Source organism: Streptomyces sp. NPDC005004, from assembly GCF_053600675.1.
Window position 1 is genome coordinate 177087 of record NZ_JBSGAH010000005.1, and the last position, 22972, is coordinate 200058.

The 22972-nt window shown below is 71.3% G+C and carries 19 protein-coding genes; 13 read left to right on the forward strand and 6 right to left on the reverse strand.

Going from position 1 to position 22972, the window contains the following annotated elements; genetic code table 11:
• Window positions 1-73 precede the first annotated feature (73 nt).
• Complete coding sequence (locus ACWEEU_RS08685; RefSeq protein WP_385743331.1) at window positions 74-724, forward strand: dienelactone hydrolase family protein; 651 nt, start codon at window positions 74-76, stop codon at window positions 722-724.
• Between the two features lie 3 nt (window positions 725-727).
• On the opposite strand, the gene polX is transcribed toward ACWEEU_RS08685, so the two are convergent.
• On the reverse strand, window positions 728-2536 hold the full coding sequence (gene polX / locus ACWEEU_RS08690; RefSeq protein ID WP_451730131.1) for a DNA polymerase/3'-5' exonuclease PolX: 1809 nt from the start codon (window positions 2534-2536) through the stop codon (window positions 728-730).
• Window positions 2537-2648: 112 nt separating this feature from the next.
• Here polX and ACWEEU_RS08695 point away from each other — a divergent pair, with 112 nt between their 5' ends.
• Window positions 2649-2861 carry a hypothetical protein gene (locus ACWEEU_RS08695; RefSeq protein WP_385743335.1) on the forward strand — a complete coding sequence of 71 codons (213 nt, stop codon included), beginning with the start codon at window positions 2649-2651 and terminating at the stop codon, window positions 2859-2861.
• 41 nt (window positions 2862-2902) lie between these two features.
• On the opposite strand, the gene dnaK is transcribed toward ACWEEU_RS08695, so the two are convergent.
• The 3 genes from dnaK to ACWEEU_RS08710 are packed head-to-tail and all read right to left on the reverse strand — an operon-like array spanning window position 2903 to window position 6091.
• A complete protein-coding gene (gene dnaK, locus ACWEEU_RS08700; protein WP_451730135.1) occupies window positions 2903-4777 on the reverse strand; it encodes a molecular chaperone DnaK in 1875 nt (624 codons plus the stop codon).
• Between the two features lie 6 nt (window positions 4778-4783).
• The gene (locus ACWEEU_RS08705; RefSeq protein WP_385743339.1) at window positions 4784-5302 is read right to left on the reverse strand and encodes a hypothetical protein; all 519 of its coding nucleotides are present in this window, start codon (window positions 5300-5302) and stop codon (window positions 4784-4786) included.
• 60 nt (window positions 5303-5362) lie between these two features.
• Window positions 5363-6091, reverse strand: coding sequence for an MgtC/SapB family protein (locus ACWEEU_RS08710; RefSeq protein ID WP_385743341.1), 729 nt, complete (start codon window positions 6089-6091; stop codon window positions 5363-5365).
• A 179-nt stretch (window positions 6092-6270) separates the two neighbouring features.
• On the opposite strand from ACWEEU_RS08710, the gene ACWEEU_RS08715 reads away from it, so the two are divergent.
• The 7 genes from ACWEEU_RS08715 to sbnA all read left to right on the forward strand — a co-directional run bounded on the left by ACWEEU_RS08715 (window position 6271) and on the right by sbnA (window position 17646).
• On the forward strand, window positions 6271-6729 hold the full coding sequence (locus ACWEEU_RS08715) for a MarR family winged helix-turn-helix transcriptional regulator (RefSeq protein ID WP_451730139.1): 459 nt from the start codon (window positions 6271-6273) through the stop codon (window positions 6727-6729).
• 64 nt (window positions 6730-6793) lie between these two features.
• Window positions 6794-8134: an MFS transporter gene (locus ACWEEU_RS08720; protein WP_451730482.1), complete on the forward strand. Its 1341-nt coding sequence runs from the start codon at window positions 6794-6796 to the stop codon at window positions 8132-8134.
• Between the two features lie 453 nt (window positions 8135-8587).
• Window positions 8588-11194: a Pls/PosA family non-ribosomal peptide synthetase gene (locus tag ACWEEU_RS08725; protein ID WP_451730142.1), complete on the forward strand. Its 2607-nt coding sequence runs from the start codon at window positions 8588-8590 to the stop codon at window positions 11192-11194.
• An 11-nt stretch (window positions 11195-11205) separates the two neighbouring features.
• Window positions 11206-14448, forward strand: coding sequence for a non-ribosomal peptide synthetase (locus ACWEEU_RS08730; RefSeq protein ID WP_451730145.1), 3243 nt, complete (start codon window positions 11206-11208; stop codon window positions 14446-14448).
• A gap of 67 nt (window positions 14449-14515) precedes the next feature.
• A complete protein-coding gene (locus ACWEEU_RS08735; RefSeq protein WP_451730148.1) occupies window positions 14516-15520 on the forward strand; it encodes a TauD/TfdA family dioxygenase in 1005 nt (334 codons plus the stop codon).
• A complete protein-coding gene (sbnB, locus tag ACWEEU_RS08740; protein ID WP_385743351.1) occupies window positions 15517-16587 on the forward strand; it encodes a 2,3-diaminopropionate biosynthesis protein SbnB in 1071 nt (356 codons plus the stop codon). Before ACWEEU_RS08735 ends, sbnB begins: the two co-directional genes overlap by 4 nt.
• Window positions 16588-16626: 39 nt before the next feature.
• Complete coding sequence (sbnA, locus tag ACWEEU_RS08745) at window positions 16627-17646, forward strand: 2,3-diaminopropionate biosynthesis protein SbnA (RefSeq protein ID WP_385743353.1); 1020 nt, start codon at window positions 16627-16629, stop codon at window positions 17644-17646.
• Between the two features lie 30 nt (window positions 17647-17676).
• Here the strand turns inward: sbnA and ACWEEU_RS08750 are convergent, their stop codons facing one another.
• Window positions 17677-18288 carry a TetR/AcrR family transcriptional regulator gene (locus ACWEEU_RS08750; protein WP_451730152.1) on the reverse strand — a complete coding sequence of 204 codons (612 nt, stop codon included), beginning with the start codon at window positions 18286-18288 and terminating at the stop codon, window positions 17677-17679.
• Between the two features lie 111 nt (window positions 18289-18399).
• Here ACWEEU_RS08750 and ACWEEU_RS08755 point away from each other — a divergent pair, with 111 nt between their 5' ends.
• Together ACWEEU_RS08755 and ACWEEU_RS08760 are read left to right on the forward strand one after the other, a co-directional pair.
• Entirely contained in the window at window positions 18400-19155 is a 756-nt protein-coding gene (locus ACWEEU_RS08755) for an SDR family NAD(P)-dependent oxidoreductase (protein ID WP_385743357.1), read from the forward strand.
• 117 nt (window positions 19156-19272) lie between these two features.
• Window positions 19273-19617: a hypothetical protein gene (locus ACWEEU_RS08760; RefSeq protein WP_385743359.1), complete on the forward strand. Its 345-nt coding sequence runs from the start codon at window positions 19273-19275 to the stop codon at window positions 19615-19617.
• 36 nt (window positions 19618-19653) lie between these two features.
• On the opposite strand, the gene ACWEEU_RS08765 is transcribed toward ACWEEU_RS08760, so the two are convergent.
• Entirely contained in the window at window positions 19654-20271 is a 618-nt protein-coding gene (locus tag ACWEEU_RS08765) for a TOPRIM nucleotidyl transferase/hydrolase domain-containing protein (RefSeq protein WP_385743361.1), read from the reverse strand.
• 244 nt (window positions 20272-20515) lie between these two features.
• On the opposite strand from ACWEEU_RS08765, the gene ACWEEU_RS08770 reads away from it, so the two are divergent.
• Both ACWEEU_RS08770 and ACWEEU_RS08775 read left to right on the forward strand, forming a co-directional pair.
• Window positions 20516-21058, forward strand: coding sequence for a DUF3761 domain-containing protein (locus tag ACWEEU_RS08770; protein ID WP_451730157.1), 543 nt, complete (start codon window positions 20516-20518; stop codon window positions 21056-21058).
• A gap of 120 nt (window positions 21059-21178) precedes the next feature.
• On the forward strand, window positions 21179-22969 hold the full coding sequence (locus ACWEEU_RS08775; protein WP_451730160.1) for a TerD family protein: 1791 nt from the start codon (window positions 21179-21181) through the stop codon (window positions 22967-22969).
• The last annotated feature ends 3 nt before the right edge of the window (window positions 22970-22972 follow it).

Consider the following 22972-nt stretch of genomic DNA (forward strand, 5'->3'; position numbering starts at 1 on the left):
CCGCTGGACGGGTACGCGGGAAGGGCCGCACGGAGGGACCGGCACCGACCGGTCCCGGAAGGAGATGGTCGCGGTGATCTCCGAGATGGTGCTGATTCCCGCCGAGGGCGCCGCGCTGGAGGGTGATCTCGGGTTGCCCGACGGGGCGCGGGCGGTGGTCTTGTTCGCGCACGGCAGCGGGAGTTCGCGGCACAGTCCGCGCAACCGCATGGTCGCCGGTGAGCTGCGCGACGCCGGGTTCGGGACCCTGCTGATGGATCTCCTCAGCGAGCGCGAGGAACTGGAGGACGTGGTCACCGGCGAGCACCGGTTCGACGTTCCGCTGCTCGGGCGCCGGCTCGTCGCCGCGATCGACTGGCTGGCGGAGCAGGAGAGCACGGAGCACCTGCCGGTGGCCCTGTTCGGCGCGAGCACCGGGGCGGCCGCCGCTCTGGTGGCCGCGGCCGAGCGGCCGGTGCGGGTCTACGCCGTGATCTCCCGGGGCGGCCGTCCCGACCTCGCTGGTGACGCGCTGGAGCAGGTGCACGCCCCCGTCCTCCTGCTGGTGGGCGGCGACGACCCCGAGGTGCTGCGGCTCAACGAGGAGGCGGCGGCACGGCTGCGTGTCCCGCACGAGCTGCATGTCGTACCCGGCGCGACCCACCTCTTCGAGGAACCGGGCGCCCTGGAGGAGGTCGCGCGGCGGGCGGGGGAGTGGTGCGCGGAGCGGCTGCGGAGCGGGTGACGCTCAGGAGGCGCGCCCCGCGCCGGACGGTTGGCTCTTCCGGCCCGCACGGCTCTTCCGGCCCTCATGGCCTGTGCGCCCCTTGCGCAGAAAGCGCCGCAACCGCGTCTCCGGCCATGTGTTGATCACGTCGTCCTCGGTCAGCCACCCCCGCTGCGCCGTCCCCACCCCGTAACGCGTGTTGGCCAGGTGGATCGCCGCGTGGGCGTCGCTGTCGACGGCGAACTTCACGCCGTGGCGGCGGGCGCGCAGGATGTCCTCGTCGCGCAGGTCGAGGCGGTCCGGGTGGGAGTTGATCTCCAGGGCGGTGCCGGTGCGGGCGCAGGCGGCGAAGATCTCGTCCAGGTCGGCGTCCAGCGGCTTCCGCCTGCCGATGAGGCGGGTGGTGGGGTGGCCGACGATGTTGACGTACGGGTTCTCGCAGGCCCGGACGATCCGCCGGGTCAGCGCCTCGCGGCTCTGGTCGAAGTGCGAGTGCACCGAGGCCACGCACAGGTCGAAGCCCGCCAGGAACTCCTCCGGCCAGTCCACGTCGCCGTCCGGGCCGATGTTCAGCTCGACCCCGTGCAGCAGCCGCATCCCGCGCCGGTTGCCCCGCTTGCCGTACGTGCCGTCGAGCTTGCGCACCCGCTCGCGCTGGGCCAGCATCCGCTCCTCGGTCATCCGCTGCATGTACAGGTCGGGCCCGTGGTCGGTGATCGCGAGGTATGCGTAGCCGCGCGCTGCGGCCGCCTCCGCCATCTCCTCCAGCGGCGCGAGTCCGTCGGTCAGATCGGTGTGGGTGTGCAGGTCGCCCCGCAGGTCCGACTCCTGCACCAGGTCCGGGAGCTCGTCGCGCAACCCGGCCTCGATCTCGCCCCGGTCCTCACGCAGCGGCGGCGCGATCCATGGCAGTCCGAGGCGGGCGTACACCTCCTCCTCGGTCTCGGAGACGATCTTCTCGCCGCTCTCGGCGTCGAACAGGCCGTACTCGGACAGCTTCAGCCCCTGGTGCACGGCCAGCTCCCGGGTACGGATGTTGTGCGCCTTCGACCCGGTGAAGTACTGCAGCGCCGCGCCCCAGGAATCCGGCGGTACGACCCGCAAATCCACGGCCAGACCCCGGTCCGTGCGCACCGAGGTCTTCGACGGGCCCCGCGCGATCACCTCGGTGACGTGAGGGAGTCCGGTGAACGCCTTCATCAACGGCTCGGACTTCTCGGCCGCCACGAGGATGTCGATGTCGCCGATCGTCTCCCGCATCCGGCGCAGCGACCCCGCACAGGTACAGCGGCGGCAGCCGGACACCTCGGACAGCTCCGCGACGATCTCGTCCGCCAAGTCCATGGCGACGTCGATGAGCACGCGGTCCCCCGAGGACTGAAGGAGCTCCACGCCGTGGAGGATCTTCTCCTCCGTCTTCGGACCGAATCCCTTCAGCTCGCGCAGCTTCTCGGCGTGGATCGCGTCGACCAGTTCCTCGACCGAGGAGATCCCCAGCTCGTCGTAGAGCGCCATCGCCTTCCTGGGGCCGAGGGCGGGAATGGCCGTCAGGCGCCGGACACCGGCCGGGATCTTCGCGCGCAGCTCTTCGACCGCCGCGACACGGCCGGTGCGGAAGTACTCCTCGATCTTCTCCGCGATCGACTTGCCGACCCCGGGGATCTCCCGCAGCCCCTCGGAGTCGAGGGTGGACACGTCCGCGTGGTAGCCGCCGACGGCACGCGCCGCCTTCTCGTAGACACGCGCCTTGTACGCCTCCCCGCCCGTGATCGAGATCAGGTCCGCGTACTCCTGGAACAGCGCCGCGACGTCGTCATTGGGTCGAGTCATGCCGTACGAGTAGGCACGAGAGCGGCATTCATTCCTGCCCGTGGGCCGACAAGGACGCGGCCGGTCGACTTATGGTGGTCGTACGGGACTTTCGAACGGTCGCGAGGCGCCCATGCGAGTCGAACTGATCCCCCAGGCGGCGAACGTGCTCTTCGGCGTGCCCGACGAGATGCACGCGGAGATCATCACGCTCATCGACGCGGTCACCAAGGACGCGGAGTCCGAACCCCCCGAACTGGCAGCGGCGTTCGGCGAGTGGTGCTGGCTCGTCTACAGCGTCCACGGTGAGGTGATCGAGGTGCTGGACGTGGGCTGCGCCCGCTGAGGCCGGGCGCCGTTCACGGGTGCTTCCCGGAACGCCCGCCGTCAGCCCGTCTCCCGCTTGTCGTCGTCCACGATCTCCGCGTCCACCACCTCGTCCTCCGCCGAACCGCCGGAGGCACCCGCGTCGGACGACGGCGACTCGCCCTCCGCACCGCCCGCGCCCTGCGCCCGCGAGGTGTCGTACAGCGCGGCGCCGAGCTTCTGCGCCGACTCGCTCGCGCGCTCCAGGGACTGTCGGATCGCGGACGTGTCGTCGCCCTTGAGCTGCTCCTTCAGGTCCGCGATGGCGCTCTCCGTCTCGTGGCGCGCGTCCGCCGGGATCTTCTCGGGGTTGTCCCTGATCAGCTTCTCGGTGGAGTAGACGAGCTGTTCGGCCTGGTTGCGGGTCTCGGCGGCCTCGCGGCGGCGGTGGTCCTCCTCCGCGTACTGCTCGGCCTCGCGGACCATGCGGTCGATGTCGTTCTTGCCGAGCGCCGAGCCGCCGGTGACCGTCATCTTCTGTTCCCTGCCGGTGCCGAGGTCCTTGGCGGAGACGTGCATGATCCCGTTGGCGTCGATGTCGAAGGCCACCTCGATCTGCGGCACCGAGCGCGGGGCGGGCGGCAGACCGGTCAGCTCGAACATGCCCAGCTTCTTGTTGTACGCGGCGATCTCCCGCTCGCCCTGGAAGACCTGCACGCTCACGGAGGGCTGATTGTCCTCGGCGGTGGTGAAGATCTCCGAACGGCGCGTCGGGATCGTGGTGTTGCGCTCGATCAGCTTGGTCATGATGCCGCCCTTGGTCTCGATGCCCAGGGACAGCGGAGTCACGTCGAGCAGCAGGATGTCCTTGACCTCGCCCTTGAGGACGCCTGCCTGGAGGCTGGCGCCGACGGCCACGACCTCGTCGGGGTTGACGCCCTTGTGCGGGTCCTTTCCGGTCAGCTCCCGCACCAGCTCCGTCACCGCCGGCATCCGGGTCGAGCCGCCGACCAGGATCACATGGTCGATGGCGGACAGCTTGATCCCGGCGTCCTTGACCGCGCTGTGGAACGGCCCCTTGCAGCGCTCCAGCAGATCCTCCGTCAACTGCTGGAACTGCGCGCGGGTCAGCTTCTCTTCCAGATGCATCGGACCGTCGGCGGAGGCGCTGATGTACGGCAGGGCGATGTTCGTCTCGGTCGCGCTGGACAGCTCGATCTTGGCCTTCTCGGCGGCCTCGCGCAGCCGCTGCACCGCCATCTTGTCCTTGGAGAGATCGATGCCGTGATGGTTCCTGAACGTCGTGACCAGGTGGTCGACGACCCGCTGGTCCCAGTCGTCGCCGCCCAGATGCGTGTCGCCGTTGGTGGCCTTGACCTCGATGACGCCCTCACCGATCTCCAGGAGCGACACGTCGAAGGTGCCGCCGCCCAGGTCGAAGACGAGGACCGTCTGGTCGTTCTCCTTGTCCAGGCCGTACGCCAGCGCGGCCGCCGTCGGCTCGTTGACGATCCGCAGGACGTTCAGGCCCGCGATCTCCCCGGCCTCCTTGGTCGCCTGCCGCTGCGCGTCGTCGAAATAGGCGGGGACGGTGACCACGGCGTCGGTGACGTCCTCGCCGAGGTACGCCTCCGCGTCCCGCTTCAGCTTCTGCAGCACCCGTGCGGAGATCTCCTGGGCCGTGTACCGCTTGCCGTCGATGTCCCCCTGGTCGGGGAACCGCCAGCCGTGGTCGCCCACATGACGCTTCACGGAGCGCGCGGTGCGCTCGACGTTCGTCACGGCCTGCCGCTTGGCGACCTCGCCGACCAGGACCTCGCCGCTCTTGGCGAAGGCCACGACCGACGGGGTGGTCCGGGTCCCTTCCGTGTTGGTGATCACGGTGGGCTCGCCGCCCTCGAGGACCGAGACCACCGAGTTCGTCGTACCGAGGTCGATGCCGACCGAACGCGCCATCTGGGCTCACCCTCCTCGCCTGTGCCCGGCCGGCCGGCGGTCAGCGACCGGGCTGTCCCGGAACCGGGTTGCCGGTCGGTCCGAAACGAAACGTGAGCCGCTTGCCGTCAAGACCGCCCGGGGCGGGCCCTCCCCGGGCACCGGAAGCGGCTGCCGGTACCGCGTGGACGTGTCGAGCCCCGGCGCACTCCGCCCGAGACCCCGTGCCGTGTTCCGGGCCTCCGCTTCCGTCGGCGCCCAGACGGCGAGGAGCCGGAAGGACGCGGGTGGACGGAGCTCCACGCACACCGCGGGCCTGCCGGGCCGTACGACGGCGAAGTCCGTCCCGGCCTGGTGGACGCGGGTGCCGATCCGCCGGGTGCCGCGCCGGGGGAGCCCCCGCAGCGCGCGCCACCAGTCGGGTTCGGCGGTCACCCGCCGGACGGCCGCCAGCGGGACGCGCACCTCGGCGCGGCGGGCCGCCACCCGTTCGCGTGGCGACAGCCGTACGACCAGTTCGTCACCGTCGACCGACATCCGTGCCATGACCGGCTCCTCCCTCCCATTGTCCGTCCTGTCGGCGGGGAGGACGGACGGGGGCGAGCGTCAGTCGTCGTCCGTGGACGCGTTGAGCGCGACGTCGATCACGCCGGGGTCCTGGAACAGTTCCGAGGCCAGCTCGCCGGTGTCGCCCATGCCCTCCAGTTCGAGCAGGACGTGGGCGGCGGGGTCGGTCTGCCCGGGCAGCCGCTCGACCTTGACCTGGAGGATGCGGAAACCGCGCTGGGTGCAGGTCTCCATGAGCCGGGGCAGCAGGGCGGTGCCGGTGCGGTAGGTCATGTGCAGCTCGTAGGCGGAGGGCGTCAAGGGCATGACCCCGGCGGCGAAGCGGGTGTAGCCGCGCACGACGAGGAAGTGCAGGGCGGTGACCGCGACGGCGAGGATCGGCAGACCACCGCCGCAGGCCATGCCGACCGCGCAGGTGAGCCAGACCGTGGCGGCCGTGGTCAGACCGCGCACCGCGTCACGGCGCACGAAGATGATGCCGCCGCCGATGAAACCGATCCCGGAGACGATCTGGGCCGCCACCCGCGAGGGGTCGAACGAGACGTGCTCCAGACCGAGCACATCGGTGAAGCCGTACTGGGAGACCTCCATCATCAGGGCGCTGGCGATCCCGACCAGGGTGTGCGTGCGCAGCCCCGCGCTCTTCTGCTGGGCCGCCCGTTCCCAGCCGATGACAGTCGACAGCACGAGGGCCAGCCCCAGCTCCGCGAGCTGTCGCAGCCCCTGCCCGTTGCTCACGTCCCACAACGGGACCGCCAGTCCGGTCATGCGCACCTCCACTCCGGCCCCTACGCCTGCCCAGCCGGAGAGCCGTGTCGCCCGTGACCGTCCGGAAGTGTTACCTCACGGATGGTAGTCCGGCGGAGTCTTCGCGATCACGCTGCACAGGCAAAGCTGTACAGTCAAGCCTGTAGAGATTACGGTGGGCCGCATGAGTGAGAAGCCGCATGAGTGAGCGCCCAAGCCCCCGCCCCGGTCTGCCGCCCTCCGCGATCCAGGCCTCGCGCGACGTCCGCACGGTCATCAGCCGGTTGCGCCGCCGCATCCTGAAGGCGTCCGAGGTCGACGACCTCACCCTGGGGCAGGCGTCCGTCCTGGCCCGCCTGTCCGACAGGGGCGGGGTGACGGCGAGCGAGCTGGCCGCCGACGAGGGCGTACGGCACCAGTCGATGACCGCGACCGTCGCCTCGCTCGCCGCGATGGGCCTGCTGGAGCGCCACCCGGACCCGGACGACGGGCGCCGCCTGCTCATCGTGCTGACGGCGGAGGGCCGGCGGCGCGTGGAGCAGGGCCGGCAGGCCCGTACGGAATGGCTCGCGGGGCAGTTGCTGGAGAAGTGCACCGAGGACGAGCGGCAGGCCGTGATCACCGCCATGGCCGTACTGGAGCGGCTGACCCGTGACTGAGGCGAAGACGGACGCGATACCCGGCACCGGCAGGTCCGGCTTCGACCGGCGGCTGCTGCCGCCGATGATGCTGGGCTCCGTCCTCAACCCGATCAACTCGACGATCATCTCCGTCGCGCTCGTCCCCATCGGAACGGCGCTGGGCGCGCCCGCCTCCCAGACCGCCTGGCTCGTCTCCGCGCTCTACCTGGCCACCTCGCTCGGGCAGCCCGTCGTGGGGCGGCTCATCGACCTGTTCGGTCCGCGCAGACTGTTCCTGATCAGCACGAGCCTGGTGGGTGTGGCCGGCGTCGTCGGCACCCTCGCGCCCGACCTCGGGGTGCTGATCGTCGCGCGCGTCCTGCTCGGGTTCGGCACCTGCGCGGGCTACCCCGCGGCGATGGCCCTGTTGCGCAGCGAGGCCCGACGCACCGGCCACGACAGCCCCGGCGGGGTGCTGACCGCGCTCGCGGTCTCCAACCAGACCATCGCCGTCGTCGGCCCGCTGCTCGGCGGCCTGCTGATCGCGGTCGGCGGCTGGCGGGCCACCTTCGCCCTGAACGTCCCGCTGGCCGTGGCCGCCGTACTGCTCGGCCTGTGGCGGCTGCCCGCGTCCGCCCCGGCGACGAGCGAGCCCGGGTCCGCGACCGCCCGGCTCGACCTGCCCGGCATGGCCCTGTTCGCCGCGACGCTCACCTCGCTGCTGCTCTTCCTGATGAACCTGCACCTGCGCGACTGGTACCTGCTGCTGATCGCCGCCGCCGCGGGCACCGCCTTCGCGCTGCGGGAACTGCGCGCCACCGCCCCCTTCATCGACCTGCGGGTCCTCGGCGGCAACACACCGCTGATCGCGACGTACGGCCGCGCGCTCGTCGCCTACGTCGTCTCCTACGCCTTCCTCTACGGCTTCAGCCAGTGGACCGAGGAGGGCTACGGGCTCAGCCCCTTCCACGCCGGGCTGGCGCAGATCCCCATGTTCCTGATGGCCATCGGGGTGTCGATCCTCTCCGGGCGCCGCAAGGGCGTGCGCGCGAAGCTGCTGACGGGCGCGGTCGGGCAGATCGTCGCCTGTCTGCTGATCCTCACGCTCTCCGGGACGAGCCCGTTCTGGATGCTCCCGCTGGTCGCCCTGGTCTTCGGCATCCCGCAGGGGCTGAACAACCTGGCCCTGCAGAACTCCGTCTACTTCCAGGCGGACCCCGACCGCATCGCCTCCTCGGCCGGACTGCTGCGCACCTTCGCCTACCTCGGCTCGATGGTCGCCTCCTCCGCGACCGCCGCGTCCTTCGGCCGCCGCGCCGACACCGGCGGGATGCACCACCTCGCCTGGGTCATGCTCGGCGCAGGCGTGCTCTACCTGCTGCTGACGGTGTTCGACCGCACCCTCGGCCGGGCTATCGGGGCCGACGCCCGGACGGCGAAGTGACCCTCCGGCCGAGTTCACGTACGAAAGGCACCCCCACGCCCCGCCGCACCGCCCTGCTCCTCATGGATCTCCACCCACCGGTTCCACCGCCCTCCAGGCCGCCGACCGCGACCACGGCGTCACCGTCCTGCCGGACGCCTGTGCCGACACCGGTCCCGCCCCGCACGACGCGATCGCGGGCCGGCCGCTGAACCGCCCGCCGGACGTCGGCACGAGCACCGTCGCGGAGAGGGCCCGGTCACTGGAAGCGGTCGGCTGAGCACCGCCTGTCCGCCCCGTCCCGGCTCCGCCGTTCAGGTGATCCCTGGAATGCCGCTCACACGCATGCACCCAGGGATCACGGGCTTGCCAGGCGTATTCCCGGTTACGGGGTGATCGACTCGGAGTGGCAGCCTCGCGGTCGCGGGCCGAAACTGAAGCGGCCAGCGATCCAGACCTCTTCGAGGAGATCAAATGGTGGAGCAGTCCTCGGAGGTCCACTCGGAGATTGACACGGAGGGACCGGAAAGCGACCCCGCCATGAGGCGCGAAAGTTCCGGTCCCGCGAGGGCTGACACCGAAACACGCCTCGCGGAAGTTCTGGCCGATGTCACAGGGGTCGAAACCATTTCCCCCGACGGCAATTTCTTCGACGACCTCGGCGCGAATTCCCTGGTCATGGCGCAATTCTGCGCGCGGGTCCGCAAACGCGGAGACCTGCCCTCCCCGTCCATGAGGGACATCTACCGGCACCCCACGCTCCGCAGCCTGGCAGCGGCCCTCGACCGCTCCGCCGAGCCGCTGGTGGACGCCCCGGCTTCCGTCTCGGCACTGATACGGACGGTGCCGCGGGAGCAGGTGACGCGAGTGAGCCGGGCCTCCCATGTCCTGTGCGGAACTTTTCAGACGCTGTGTTTCCTGGGATATTCACTGGTCGCCGGATTCGGCACCGCCATCGGATACGAATGGGTCGCCGACGGTTCGGGTCTGTGGGACATCTATCTGCGGTCACTGCTGTTCGGCGGCGCCGGATTCCTGGCCCTGTGCGCCATACCGCTCGTCGCCAAATGGGTGCTGATCGGCCGCTGGAAACCTCGTGAATTCCCCGTCTGGAGCGCCGCTTACCTGCGCTTCTGGATCGTCAAGTCGCTGCTCCATGCCAATCCGATGCTTCTCTTCGTCGGAAACCCGCTCTATGTGCTCTATCTGCGAGCCCTGGGCGCACGGATCGGCAAGGGCGTCACGATCCTCACCCACTCCATGCCGGTCTGCACCGACCTGCTGACGATCGGCTCCGGCACGGTCGTCCGCAAGGACACCTTCCTGCTCGGCTACCGCGCCCACGCGGGACGCATCCAGACCGGCCGCGTCACCCTCGGCCGCGACGTGTACGTCGGCGAGAAGACCGTCCTGGACATCGACACCTCGATGGGCGACGGCGCGCAGCTCGGCCACTCCTCGTCCCTGCACCGGGGCCAGGCCGTCCCCGACGGCGAGCACCGGCACGGGTCGCCCGCCCAGCCGACCGACGTCGACTATCTGCGCGTCGCCCCGGCCCCGTGCGGCACCCTGCGCCGGACCTGGTTCGGCTGCGCCTCCCTGCTCCAGTTGTTCCTGCTGTACATCCCGCTGGGCGTGGGCGGGATGTACATGCTGTTCACCGAGGTGCCGGCGATCCGCAAGCGCCTGGAGCCCGCGGCCGCGCTGACGCTGTCCGAGCTGGCGTGGGACTCGCTGTTCCTGTCCCTGGTGCTCTTCGTCGGCTTCGTCGTCCTGGGTCTCGCCGCGCTGTGCACGCTCCCGCGCCTGCTGAGCCTCGTCGTCCGGCCGGACCGCGTGTACCCGCTCTACGGGTTCCGGTACGCGGTGCACCGGGCGACCGCGCGCATGACCAACATCAAGTTCTTCGCGTGGCTCTTCGGCGACAGCTCGTACATCGTGAACTACCTGCGCGGCATCGGGTACGACCTCTCCCGCGTCGAGCAGACGGGCTCGAACTTCGGCACCGAGATGCAGCACGAGAGCCCGCTGCTGGTCACCGTGGGCAGCGGCACGATGGTGGCCGACGGTCTCTCCGTGGTCAACGCGGACTACTCCGCGACCTCGTTCCGCCTCTCGCGGGCGACGATCGGCGCGCACAACTTCCTCGGCAACAACATCGCCTACCCCGCAGGCGGCCGCACCGGCGAGAACTGCCTGCTGGCCACGAAGGTGATGGTGCCGCTGGACGGCGAGATCCGTGAAGGCGTCGGACTGCTCGGCTCACCGTGCTTCGAGATCCCCCGCACGGTGGAGCGCGACGCGCGGTTCGACCACCTCAGAGGCGGCGACGCGCTGCGCCGGGCCCTCGCCGCGAAGAACCGCTACAACCTGCGCTCGATGGCCCTGATGCTGTTCGTGCGCTGGGTGCACGTCCTCGCGCTCACCCTCCTGGCGCTGGCCACCGTGAACCTGTACGGCGTGGTGGGGCATGTCGTGATCGCCCTGTACATGGCGGTGACGCTGGTGGTGTCCACCGCCTACTACATCGCGGTGGAGCGCTGGCTGCTGTCCTTCCGCAGGCTGCGGCCGATGCTGTGCTCCATCTACGACCGCACCTTCTGGAAGCAGGAGCGGCTGTGGAAGATCCCGGACCGGCACCTGAACATCTTCAACGGCACCCCCTACAAGCCCCTGGTCTGGCGTCTGATGGGCGTCCGCATCGGACGCATGGTCTTCGACGACGGCAGCTACATCACCGAGCGCACCCTCACCGCCATCGGTGACGGTGCCACGCTCAACGCCGGCTGCAAGATCCAGTGCCATTCGCAGGAGGACGGCACCTTCAAGTCCGCCGTCACCCGGATCGGCGCCGGCTCCACGCTGGGCGTCGCCGCGCACGTGCACTACGGCGTGAAGCTGGGCGACGGCGCCGTGCTCGCGCCCGACTCCTTCCTGATGAAGGGCGAGGAGGTGCCCCCGCACGCGCGCTGGGGCGGCAACCCCGCAGCCGACCTGCCGGAGACCGCGCCGCCCCCCGCCGGAAGCGGCCGCAGAACGCCCCCGTCCCTGGACAACGCCGCCGCAACAACAGTGAGTTGAGGGAGTAACCGATGGAAGCGCACGTGGAGGCGGACCGGGACTTCTGGTGCCGGATACTCACCGCCGGAGGCTTCACCCAGGTCCCGAGGTGGACCGGGGACCCGGCACCCGGCGTGGCCGAGTACGAGGTGCCCGTGCCCGAGGCCGTCGCGGACGCCGTGCACGCGCTGGCGCGTGAGCTGCACGTGCCCTTCGACACCCTCTTGCTGGCGGTCCACGCCAAGGTGCTGGCCGCCCTCTCCGGCGAACGGGACGTGATCACGGGCCACCTCGCCGACGCGACCGGCGAACCCCTGCCGCTCCGTCTCACGGCCGCCCCCGGCACCTGGCGCCACCTGGTCGAGGCTGTCGACCGCGCCCGGGCCGAGGCGCTCGCACACCGCGACTTCCCGGTGGCCGCTCTCCGGCGCGAACTGGCCCTGACCGAGCCGCCGTACGAGGTCACCTGCGGAGCGGGCACCGGCGCCCTCGCCGACGACGTCGTGCTGCACGTGGGCTGGACCGGGGACGGGGAAGCGCCGGTGCTGCGGCTGCGCTACCGGACGGACGTCCTGTACACCGGGAGCGCGGCCCGCATCGCCGGTTACCACCTCACCGCGCTGAAACTGATGACCGCCGGCCCTGACGCCGAGCACACCCGGCAGAGCCTGCTGTCGGCGCGGGAGACGCGCGAGCTGCTGGAGGGGCTGGCCGGGCCCGAGCGGGCGCTCCCCGACGCGCGGGCGCACGAACTGTTCGAGCGACGCGCGCGGGCCCACCCGGACGCGGTGGCCGCGGTGCACGGCGGGCGGCAGTGGACGTACGGCGAACTCAACGCCAGCGCCAACCGGCTGGCCCGTGCGCTGCTCGCCAGGGGACTGGGCCGAGAGAACGTGGTCGCGGTCGTCACCGAACGCAACCTCGACTGGCTGGCCGCGACCCTCGCGGTCCTCAAGGCGGGCGGCGCCTATCTGCCGATCGAGCCGCACTTCCCGCCCGGCCGGATCGCGGCCACGCTGTCCCGGGCCGGGTGCCGGCTGGTGCTGACCGAGAAGGGCAGCACCGACACCCTCGACCAGGCGCTCGCCACCGTGCCCGACACCGAGAAGCTGCTCGTCGAGGACGCGTACGCCGAAGGGCACCCCGACGACGACCCGGGCATCGCGGTCGACCCCGGCCAGCTCGCCTACATCTACTTCACCTCCGGGTCCACCGGCGAGCCGAAGGGGGCGATGTGCGAGCACGCGGGCATGGTCAACCACCTCTTCGCCAAGATCGACGACCTGTGCATCGGCGAGGGCGACACGGTGGCGCAGACGGCACCGCAGTGCTTCGACATCTCCCTGTGGCAGTTGGTCTCGGGGCTGCTCGTGGGCGGCCGGACCCTGCTGGTCGGACAGGACGTGCTGGTCGACGTGGAGCGGTTCGTCGACACACTGACGGAGGCCCGGGTCGGCGTCACCCAGCTCGTGCCCTCCTATCTGGAGGTCCTGGTCTCCTACTTGGAGCAGCACCCCCGTGAACTTCCCGACCTGCGCTGCGTGTCGGTGACCGGCGAGGCGCTGAAGCCGGAACTCACCCAGCGCTGGTTCGCCGTCCAGCCCGGCATCAAGCTCCTCAACGCCTATGGCCTGACCGAGACGTCGGACGACACCAACCACGAGATCATCGACGGACCCCGTGAGCGCGTGCTGCTGGGCCGCGCGGTCAACAACGTGCGCGTGTACGTCGTGGACGAGCACCTGGACCTGGTCCCGCTGGGCGCCCCCGGCCTCATAGCCTTCTCCGGCGTCTGCGTCGGCCGGGGGTACGTCAACGACCCCGAGCGGACCCGCGAGGCGTACCTGGAGGACCCGTACCGCCCCGGTGAGCGGCTCTACCTGGGCGGGGACTGGGGCCGCTGGCACCACGGCGGCAAGCTGGAGTTCCTCGGGCGCCGGGACAACCAGGTCAAGATCCGGGGCTTTAGGATCGAGATCGGGGAGATCGAGAACACCCTGCTGCGAGTGCCCGGGGTGCGCGACGGCGCGGTGGTCGTCGCCGAGCGGCCCGGACAGGGCAAGCATCTGATCGCCTTCTACTCCGGGCGCCGGCTCCCCGTGGACGAACTGCGCGACACGCTCGCCGCCGACCTGCCCGCCTACATGGTCCCGTCCGCCTTCCACTGGCAGCCGGAGCTCCCGCTGACCGCCAACGGCAAGACCGACCGGAAGGCTCTCACCGCGCTGGCCGAACAGAGTGCGCCCGAACAGGAAGAGACCACGGACGCCCCGGACACCCCGGCCGAGCGCAGACTCGTCGCCGTCTGGGCGGATTTGCTGGGCCTGCCCGAGCAACGGATCGGACGCACCGACCACTTCTTCGACCTGGGCGGCACCTCCCTCACGGCGGTGAAACTCACCATCGCGCTCGACCGCGCGGTGTCCCTCAAGGACATCACCCGCCACCCGGTCCTCGCCGACCTGGCCGCCCTCCTCGACGGCGCGACCGGATCGCGCACCGAGCTGCTCCAGCCGCTGGCGGAGACGGCCGGAACACCGGAGAGCACCCTCGTGTGCTTCCCCTACGCGGGCGGCAACGCCGTCAACTACCAGCCGATGGCCGGTGCGCTGGCGGCCTCCGGCATTCAGGTCCTCGCGGTGGACCTGCCCGGACACGATCTCGCCGCCCATCAGGAGCCGTTCGCCCCGATCCCCGAGGTGGCGCGGCGCGTCGCCGACGAGATCACCGCACGCGGGCTGACCCGGGTCATGCTGTGGGGCCACTCCTCGGGCACCGCGCCCGCCGTCGAGACCGCCCGCCTGCTCCAGGAGCGCGGCGTCGAGGTGACCCGGCTGTTCCTCGCCGCGCAGCTGCCCGGCACCCTGACCGAACGACGAGCCGCCATCGCGGAGTTGGACGACCGGGACGACACCGCAATCGCCGCCCGGCTCGCCTCGGAGGGCGGCTACACCGAGCTGGCCGAACTCGACGCACCGCACGCCGGACGCGTCGGCGCCGCCTACCGGCACGACTGCCTCTGGGCGCACCGCTACTTCTGCGACGCCCTGGAGAACCCGCCCCGGGCGAAACTCACCGCCCCGGTGACCGTCGTCGTGGCCGCCGACGACCCCTACACGGCCGGACACGCCGAGGCCCACCGGGACTGGCTGCTCCTGGCCGAGCGCGTCGGCCTGCACGAACTCCCCGACGGCGGCCACTACTTCACCCGGCTGCGCCCGGACGAGGCCGCCAAGGCCGTCCTCGCCGCCGTTGCTCCCCTCGCCCCCTCCTGACTCTCCCGCCCTCCCTCTCCCGACCGTCCGCCGCGCGGCGGACCGGCAACCGAAAGGAAGAACCGAGATGTCGACCTCATCCCTGGCCGCACCGCTCGACGTCGAGTCGCGGCCGGACAGACCGGCGGTGGCCCATGTCGACACCCCCGCCGACGCGCCGAGTTGGGCGGCCCAGTACCGCGAGGTGCTGCGCACTCAGGTCACCGAGCACGGGGCGCTGCTGATCCGTGGTCTGGGGCTGCGCGACGAGGAGCAGGCCGGCGCCGTCTTCTCCCGGTTGACCGGCGGTCTGCTGACGGAGCGGGAATCCTTCGCCCCCCGCCAGGAGTTCGGCCCGGGGGTCTACTCCTCCACCGCCTGGCCGGCCAACCAGCCGATGTGCATGCACCACGAGCTGAGCTACACCCTCGAACCTCCCGGACTGATGCTCTTCGCCTGCCTCACCGCGCCCGGGCAGGGCGGCGCCACCGCGGTGGCGGACGCGACGGAGATCCTGCGGGCACTCCCCGCCGACGTCAGGGAGCGCTTCGAGCGCGAGGGCTGGCTGCTGACCCGCTCCTACAACGACGAGATCGGCGCCACCCTGGAGGAGTCGTTCGGCACCGCCGACCGCGCCGAGATCGAGCGCTACTGCCGGGACCGGGCCATCGACTTCACCTGGCAGCCGGACGGCTCCCTGCGCACCGCGCAACGCCGCCCCGCCGTGGTCCGCCACCCGGTCACCGGCGAGCGCTGCTGGTTCAACCAGATCGCCTTCCTCAACGAATGGACGCTCGCCCCGGAGGTCCGCGAGTACCTGGTGGACGAGTACGGCGAGGACGGCCTGCCGTTCAACACCCGCTTCGGGGACGGCGGTCCGATCGGCGAGGACGTCGTCCAGGTGCTCAACGCCACGTACGAGGAGCACACCAGGCGCGAGCCCTGGCAGGCCGGTGACCTGCTGCTCGTGGACAACTTCCGTACCGCGCACAGCAGAGAGCCCTTCACCGGAGACCGCCGGGTGCTGGTCGGCATGGCCGAGCCCCGCCGCCTGACCGACGGCGCCCAGAACCCGCAGGAAGGCACCCGATGACCAGCCAACTGACCACCCCTGCACAGCCGGTGGCGTCCGAGCCGCCCTCCGTGCCGTCGTTCGCCGTGATCTCCGGCGATCAGGTGCGCCAGGCGCTCGAAGGACGCGAGAAGCAGATCACCGAACTGGTCGAGGCCACCTACCGGTTGCACGGCGCCGGGGAGTCGGTCAACCCGCCCTCGTACTTCCTGCGCTTCCCCGACCGCCCCAGCTCGCGCATCATCGCGCTGCCCGCCTCCCTCGGCGGCTCGGCCGCCGTCGACGGCATCAAGTGGATCTCCAGCTTCCCGGACAACGTGCGCACCGGGCTGCCCCGGGCCTCGGCAGTGCTCATCCTCAACGACCCGGTGACCGGCTACCCGTTCGCCTGTCTGGAGAGCTCCATCATCAGCGCGACCAGGACGGCGGCCTCCGCCGCGCTGGCTGCCGACTGGCTCAGCCGCACCCGGCAGCGCCCGACCCGCGTCGGCTTCTTCGGCACGGGCCTCATCGCCCGCTACATCCACACCTTCCTCGCCGGAACCGGCTGGATGTTCGACACCATCGGCGTGCACGACGTCGCCGCCGAGAGCGCAGCCGGATTCCGCGGCTATCTCGAACAGAGCGGCGCCACCGCCGAGGTCACCGTCCACGAGCGGCCCGAGGACCTGATCCGCGACAGCGACCTGGTCGTCTTCGCCACGATCGCGGGCGAGCCCCATGTCACCGACCCCGCCCTGTTCAAGCACAACCCCGTGGTCCTGCACATCTCCCTGCGCGACCTGGCCCCCGAAGTCCTGCTCGCCTCGGCCAACTTCGTGGACGACGTCGAGCACTGCCTCAAAGCCGACACCTCCCCGCACCTGGTCGAACAGCGCACCGGAGACAGGGACTTCCTCAACGGCACCCTCAACGACGTGATGCTCGGCCGGGCCGCGCCGCCCGCCGACCGGCCGGTGATCTTCTCACCGTTCGGTCTCGGCGTCCTCGACCTCGCCGTCGGCAAGTACGTCTACGACCAGGCGGCGAGATCCGGAGACCTCCGCGTCATCGACCACTTCTTCCACGACCTGCGCCGGTACGGCTGAGTCGGTCCGCCACTCGTCCCCGGTAACAGGAGGCCCACCGTGCCCGTCATATCCGCTCCTCATGACTTCAACGAAGGCCACCTCTTCGTCGACCTCACGTCGGTCGTCGATCACCCCCTCTTCCTGAAGTGCGAGGGATTCAACTTCGCCGGCTCCATCAAGCTGAAGGCGGCGAACGAGATGGTGGAGAGCGCCGAACGGGACGGCATCCTGAAGCCGGACTCCGTCATCGTCGAATCCTCGTCCGGAAACCTCGGCGTCGCCCTCAGCATGATCGCCGCCAGCAAGGGCTACCGGTTCCTGTGCGTGACGGACTCCCGGTGCAACCTGTCCACCCGGCTGCTCATGGAAGCCCTCGGCAGCCGGGTGCACATCGTGGCCGACCTGGACGAGAACGGCGGGTTCCTGGGCACCCGGCTCGAGTACGTCCGCTCGCTGTGCGCCTCCGACGACCGGTACGTATGGCTGAGCCAGTACACCAACCCCGGCAACTGGCAGGCCCACTACCGCACCACCGCACCGCAGATCGCCCGCCACTTCCCGCGCCTGGACGTGCTGTTCGTCGGAACGGGCACCGCCGGAACCCTGATGGGCTGCGCCCGCTACTTCCGGCAGTGGCACCGCCCCGTACGCATCGTCGCCGTGGACAGCGTGGGCTCGGTGGCCTTCGGCGGCGAGCCCGGCCGCCGGATGATCCCGGGGCTCGGCATGAGCATGAGACCCCCGCTCCTCGACGAGTCGTACGTCAACGAGGTGATCCGGGTCGAGGAGGCCGACACGATCCGCGCCTGCCACCGCCTGGCCCGGCGCGGCTTCCTGTTCGGCGGCTCCACCGGCACGGTCGTCAGCGGTGCGACGGAATGGCTCGCGCGCCACGGCAGTCCCGACGTCACCGCCGTCGCCATCGCCCCCGACCTCGGCGAGCGCTACCTCGACACCATCTACCAGACCAACTGGCTCCAGGACCTCTACGGCGACCAGATCCTCGACGGTGACGCACTCACCACCGCCCTGGAGCCGGACGACCCGGCCCCGCGCGAGCCCGACCCCTGGCCGTGACGGCGCCCGGCGCGCCGCGCGCCGGAGCGGTCAGTCCGCGGAGCGCGCGGGCGCCCCGAGCAGCCGCTCGATACCGAGGTCCAGCGCCGCCTCCAGGTGAACGAGGGAGCCGGTCGACATCAGGATCGACACCCCGCCCTGGACCGCGGCGAGCAGGGCGGCCGCCGTACGGCCGGCGTCCACGTCGGGCGGTACCGCGCCCTTCTCGCGCATGGCCCCTACCCCCGCCGCGATCTGCGCCTCCCAGGACGCCAGCAGCTCCCTGGTGACGGCCTGCGCGCCGGGCGTGGTCCGGGTGAGCTGCGAGGTGAGCGTGCCGAGGGGGCAGCGCTGCCCCTGCGCGCGATAGCGGTCGACCACCGCGTCCCGCCAGTCCCACCACGCCTGCCAGGAGGTCAGCGCGCCCAGGTAGGGCTGCTGGTCGGACAGGACGCGGTCGGCCTCGAAGCGGGCGACGGCGAGCAGCAGCTCCTCCTTGCCGCCCGGGAAGTAGTGGAAGAGCTGGCTCTTGCTGGTGGCCGTGCGGGCGCGGATGTCGTCCAGGGTCGTCTCGGTCGCGCCGCGCTCGCGGATCTCCTCGGCCGCGCCCTCGACGATGCGCTGCCGGGTGGCCGTGCCCTTGGCGGTGAGTCGTCGTGACATGCCGCCATCCTGCCATTTTCTGGACTTGCAGGTCCATTTTTCGGGTGGCAGCTTGGGCTGCCCCGGCCGGTTCGGCACCTGGAACCGGTCCCGCACGGAAGGCACGGCAACATGACTGAGCGGTTCACCGGGCGCACGGCCCTGGTCACCGGTTCCACCACGGGCCTCGGCGCCGCCATCGCGACGACCCTCGCCGCGGAGGGCGCGTTCGTGGTCGTCAGCGGACGCGACGAGCGGCGTGGCGCGCAGGTCGTGGCCCGCATCGAGAAGGACGGCGGCGCGGCGGTCTTCGTCGGCGCCGACCTGTCCGGCGGCGCCGACGTGATCCGCCGCTTCGCCGCCGACGCGCTCGACGCGGCGGGCGGACGGATCGACATCCTCGTGAACAACGCGGCGTTGCTCCTCGCGCCCACTCCCACCGCAGAGGTCACCCAGGAGACCGTCGACCAGGCGCTCGCCGTCAGCGTGCGCTCGGTCTTCCTCCTCACCGGACTGCTGGCCCCGCCCATGGCCGAGCGCGGACACGGCGCCGTGGTCAACCTCGGCTCCATCAACGGCCTGCGCGGCGCCGCGCATTCGGCGCTCTACAGCATGACCAAGGCGGCCGTGCACTCCCTCACCATGTCGTGGGCGGCCGAGTACGGTCCCCACGGCGTCCGCGTCAACACCGTGGCCCCGGGCCCCACTCTGACCGAGAAGGTGGCGGCGATGGAGGAACACCTCGCCCCGATCATCACGCGGACGCCCGCCCGGCGCGGCGGCACCCCGGCCGAAGTGGCCGCTGCCGTCGCCTTCCTGGCCGGCGACGAGGCGTCGCACGTGCACGGCGCGACGCTCACCGTGGACGGGGGGTATACGGCGGTGTAGCGCGGGAGTGGCTGTCCCGATGTGGGTGAACTGTCGAATAGGAGACGTATATTCACTTCGCGTTCTTCGCGCCGGAGAATGAAGGCGGTCAACCGCCTGAACAGCGAGGAGAACTGCATGAGGTCACGGTGGGCGAGTTTCGCGCTGGTCGTCGGGACGGTGGTGGTGGCGACGCTCGGCACCACCACCCAGGCGCAGGCGATGCCGGGTTGCCCGAGCAACGCGATCTGCCTCTGGCGCGGCGAGGACGGCACGGACGAGTCCTATATCTGGCGCGGCGGTTATGCGGACCTGCCCAGCCGGTTCGTGGACCACGTGGGGTCCTTCCGCGCCAACCGCGCCGGTTCCTTCATCGACTACGCCGACGGCAAGGAGTGCCGCCTGGTGCGCTCCGGCGACTATGCCGCCCACTATCAGACGCGCTTCGGCGGCGAGATGGACGCACTGGGCGACAGTTGCTGATGGCACGTCAACTCACGCTCGTGACAAGCTGATCGGTCAGAGGCCGGCCATCAGCTCCGCCAGCGGGGCGGGGGCGCCGTCCGGGTCGAGGGCCTCGGTCAGGACGCGGCCGTAGTGGATCTTGCGTCCCTTCTTGGTGCCGAGGAAGCGGCGCAACTGCTGCTGCGGGGTGCGCTCCCGCTGCTCCGGCTGGCGGAGGAAGGTCTGCAGCGGGCGCAGATCGCCCTCGGTCCGGATCAGCTCCGTCACCCGGGAGACGCCCAGGGCGCGGATCAGCTCGTCCTCCAGGTCCGCCGCACAGACGAAGAACCCCTGCTGTGCGGCGTCGGCCCGCTTCAGGACGCGGGCGTAGTAGCGGCGTTCCGCCTCGTCGCACAGTCCCGTCAGGCGCAGGTTCAGGCCGGGCGGCCCCAGGAGGCGGGCGAAGCGCCCGACGTTCGTCGCGCCGCCCATCGGCAGTACGCAGATCCCCTCGGCGGCCAGATCCCGGCCCCGGCGCGCCGCGAGCGCGTCGACCGCCGCCGCGTCGCTGGGACCTTCGAGCAGTACCACCGCCCGGACGGGCAGCCGCCCGGCCAAGTCCCGCGCCCGGTCCCCGGAACCTCCGGCCGCCCACGCGATCGCCGCCTCCCGGAACGCCCCCATGTCAGCCATGACACGAGTCTCCGCCCTCGGCGCCCGTCACGGCAGCGATTTTCAGCCGACGGGCCAGGGCGCCCGCCTTTGTCGGCCAGAACGTCCCGTCCGGCATCGCCGTGTCGCTTGCGCCGTGTGATCGCTTCGGTGCGGCGTGTTGTCCCGGTTGTGTAACGGGGGTGCGCACTCCGTGAGGGGGTTTTGTAAAGTCCTCAACTGTCCGGGCCGCAGGTGTCCGGTGTTCGTCGTGGGGGGTCTTCGCGTGAGTCAGTACCAGCCTGGGCAGCCGTGGGGTGTCCAGCCGCCCGAGCCCGTCCGTGTGCCCGACATCCGGCCGCTGTACAAGCGCAAGCGGGTGTGGGCCGGCGGCGTCGCGCTGCTCGTCGCCGGGTCCGTCATCGGCGGCGGGGGATCCAGTTCGGCCAGCGCCGGGGCGCCGCGCCCGAAGGTCACCGTCACGGCGACCGCGACGAAGACGCCCGCACCCGCGCCTACCGTCACGGTCACCGCGAAGCCCAAGCCGCGCCCGACGGTCACGGTGACCAGAACGGCACAGCCCGCCTCCGGCAACTCGGCCGCGAAGTCCACCACTTCGGGCGGCGGCTCGTCCTCCGGTGGTTCCTCGTCGGGCGGTACCTCCACCTCCGGCGGCGGTTCCTCGACCGGCGGCTCCTCCGCCTCCGGTGGTGGGACGTCCCACCCCGCCGGTGCCACCGCCCAGTGCAACGACGGCACGTACAGCTACGCCGCCCACCACCAGGGCGCCTGCTCGCACCACGGCGGCGTCGCCGTCTTCTACCGGTAGGCCCGGCTTCGTCGGCGCCCCGGCCCGTCAAGGGCAACTCGGCCCCGGCAAGGACAACTCGGCTTCGTCAAGGACAAGAGGAGAACCGTGGGCTTCGGCTTTCGTGTGGGCGTACCCGGGATGAGCGTGCGCGTCTCGACGCGCGGCGTACGCGCGTCCGTCGGACCCCGGATCGCGCGCGTCAGCGCGGGCAGCGGAGGTGCGCGGCTCTCCTCCGGCGCCGGGCCGTTCCAGGCGTCCACCGCGTTGCGCGGCGGCCGGCGCCCTCAGGCGCGACGCCGGACCGTGGCCCCCTCTGCCGCCCAGCTCGAACGTGCCCGCCGCCAGGCCGAACGGGCGCAGCGGGAGGCCCAACGTGACGCGGCCATCGCCGAGTTGCAGGAGCTGCGACGGCAGATGACCAGCGTCCACCTCGAATCCTTCCCGACCCTCACACCGCCCGTCGTCCCCGAACCACAACGACTGCACCTGGCTTGGGCGTTGGCCGAGGCGCAGGCCCACCACCTCGCCGGTCTCGGCCTGTTGGCCCGTAGCGCGCGGAACGCGGCCAAGCGGTACGCGGAGGCGGACGCCCCCGCGTACCTCGCCGCCGAGGAGGCCCGGTTGCGCGAGGCGCACACCCGGCTCGTCGCCGAGGCGGACCAGTGGTGGCGGTCCCTGACCGGCAACGACGAGGAGACCGTGTGCGGCGCGGTCAACCACGCCTTCGCGGACAACCCCGCCTCGGGCTGCGCGGTGGGCGTCGACGGCTCGGTCCTCTCCGTGGTGATGCGGCAGCCGGACATCGACGCGCTGCCCGACCAGACGCCCGGCGTCACCCCCACCGGCCGCCCCACCCTCAGGAAGCTCACCAAACGGGACCGCACCCTGTGGTGGCTCACCGCGATGGGCTCCAACATCGTCGCCACGCTGAAGGAAGCCTTCGCCACCGCGCCGGGCATCACCGCGATCGACCTCGCCGTCCTCACCCGGCTGCCGAACACCCAGCGGCTGGGCTTCGTGACCTACGGCCGCTGGACACGCCAGGCGATCGAGGCCGGGCCCTGGCAGCGGACCGAGGACGCGCTGCGCTTCCTCGACATCGGCCAGGGCGTCGTCTGCGCGGTCACCACCACCGTCGCCGGGAACCTCTCCAGTACCCTCAAGCCCCTGGACGTCGGCAAACTGCCCGGCCTGCGAAGCCTCCTCGAAAGCGCCCAGGACGACTCCGCGGACGAACCCGTGACCGGCGACGCCACTCTGGCCGGGCTGGACGGCGACCTGCGCGCGAACGTCCCCGACGCGCACACCGCCGCCCTGCCGGACCCGTATCGCATCCGCCCCTTCGCCGAGTGGAAGCGTCAGCAGGCCGCGCCGGGGGATCGTACCCCCGCGACCACGCTCGCCCAGGGACAGAGCGTCGTCCTCCCCGAGGACGCCTGGCACGAGCTGCGGATCGCCTTCGAGTTCGCGGGCGCCGACGCCGACCTGACGCTCTTCCTGACCGGCACGGACGGCCGGGTCGCCGGTGACGAGGACTTCGTCTTCTACAACCAGCCCGACGGCGCCTCCGGCGCGGCCCGGCTGCTGGGCAAGGAGACCGGGGGACCGTACGCGGTCGAGCGCGCGTCCCTGCGCCCCGCCACGCTGCCCCCGCACGTCCACCGCGTCACCATCGCGGTCAACATGGACGTCGACACGGGCCTGACCTGCGGTGCCCTCACCCATGCCACCCTGAGCCTGGACGGCGGCGGCGGGCAGGCGTGGAGTTTCCGGCCGCCCGCCGATCCCGGCATCCGCGCCATGGCCGTCGCCGAGGTGTACCGGCACACGACGGCGGGCCGGCCTGTGTGGAAGCTGCGCGCCCTCGGCCAGGGATGGGCCGACGGACTCGAAGGGCTCGCCCGCGCCCACGGCGTGGACGTGTCCTAGGGC

Coding starts and splice junctions, on each gene's coding strand:
- polX (WP_451730131.1), bottom strand. CDS start 2,536: ATGACTCGACCCAATGACGACGTCGCGGCGCTGTTCCAGGAGTACGCG.
- ACWEEU_RS08695 (WP_385743335.1), top strand. CDS start 2,649: ATGCGAGTCGAACTGATCCCCCAGGCGGCGAACGTGCTCTTCGGCGTG.
- dnaK (WP_451730135.1), bottom strand. CDS start 4,777: ATGGCGCGTTCGGTCGGCATCGACCTCGGTACGACGAACTCGGTGGTC.
- ACWEEU_RS08705 (WP_385743339.1), bottom strand. CDS start 5,302: ATGGCACGGATGTCGGTCGACGGTGACGAACTGGTCGTACGGCTGTCG.
- ACWEEU_RS08710 (WP_385743341.1), bottom strand. CDS start 6,091: ATGACCGGACTGGCGGTCCCGTTGTGGGACGTGAGCAACGGGCAGGGG.
- ACWEEU_RS08715 (WP_451730139.1), top strand. CDS start 6,271: ATGAGTGAGCGCCCAAGCCCCCGCCCCGGTCTGCCGCCCTCCGCGATC.
- ACWEEU_RS08720 (WP_451730482.1), top strand. CDS start 6,794: ATGATGCTGGGCTCCGTCCTCAACCCGATCAACTCGACGATCATCTCC.
- ACWEEU_RS08725 (WP_451730142.1), top strand. CDS start 8,588: ATGGTGGAGCAGTCCTCGGAGGTCCACTCGGAGATTGACACGGAGGGA.
- ACWEEU_RS08730 (WP_451730145.1), top strand. CDS start 11,206: ATGGAAGCGCACGTGGAGGCGGACCGGGACTTCTGGTGCCGGATACTC.
- ACWEEU_RS08735 (WP_451730148.1), top strand. CDS start 14,516: ATGTCGACCTCATCCCTGGCCGCACCGCTCGACGTCGAGTCGCGGCCG.
- sbnB (WP_385743351.1), top strand. CDS start 15,517: ATGACCAGCCAACTGACCACCCCTGCACAGCCGGTGGCGTCCGAGCCG.
- ACWEEU_RS08750 (WP_451730152.1), bottom strand. CDS start 18,288: ATGTCACGACGACTCACCGCCAAGGGCACGGCCACCCGGCAGCGCATC.
- ACWEEU_RS08755 (WP_385743357.1), top strand. CDS start 18,400: ATGACTGAGCGGTTCACCGGGCGCACGGCCCTGGTCACCGGTTCCACC.
- ACWEEU_RS08760 (WP_385743359.1), top strand. CDS start 19,273: ATGAGGTCACGGTGGGCGAGTTTCGCGCTGGTCGTCGGGACGGTGGTG.
- ACWEEU_RS08765 (WP_385743361.1), bottom strand. CDS start 20,271: ATGGCTGACATGGGGGCGTTCCGGGAGGCGGCGATCGCGTGGGCGGCC.
- ACWEEU_RS08775 (WP_451730160.1), top strand. CDS start 21,179: ATGAGCGTGCGCGTCTCGACGCGCGGCGTACGCGCGTCCGTCGGACCC.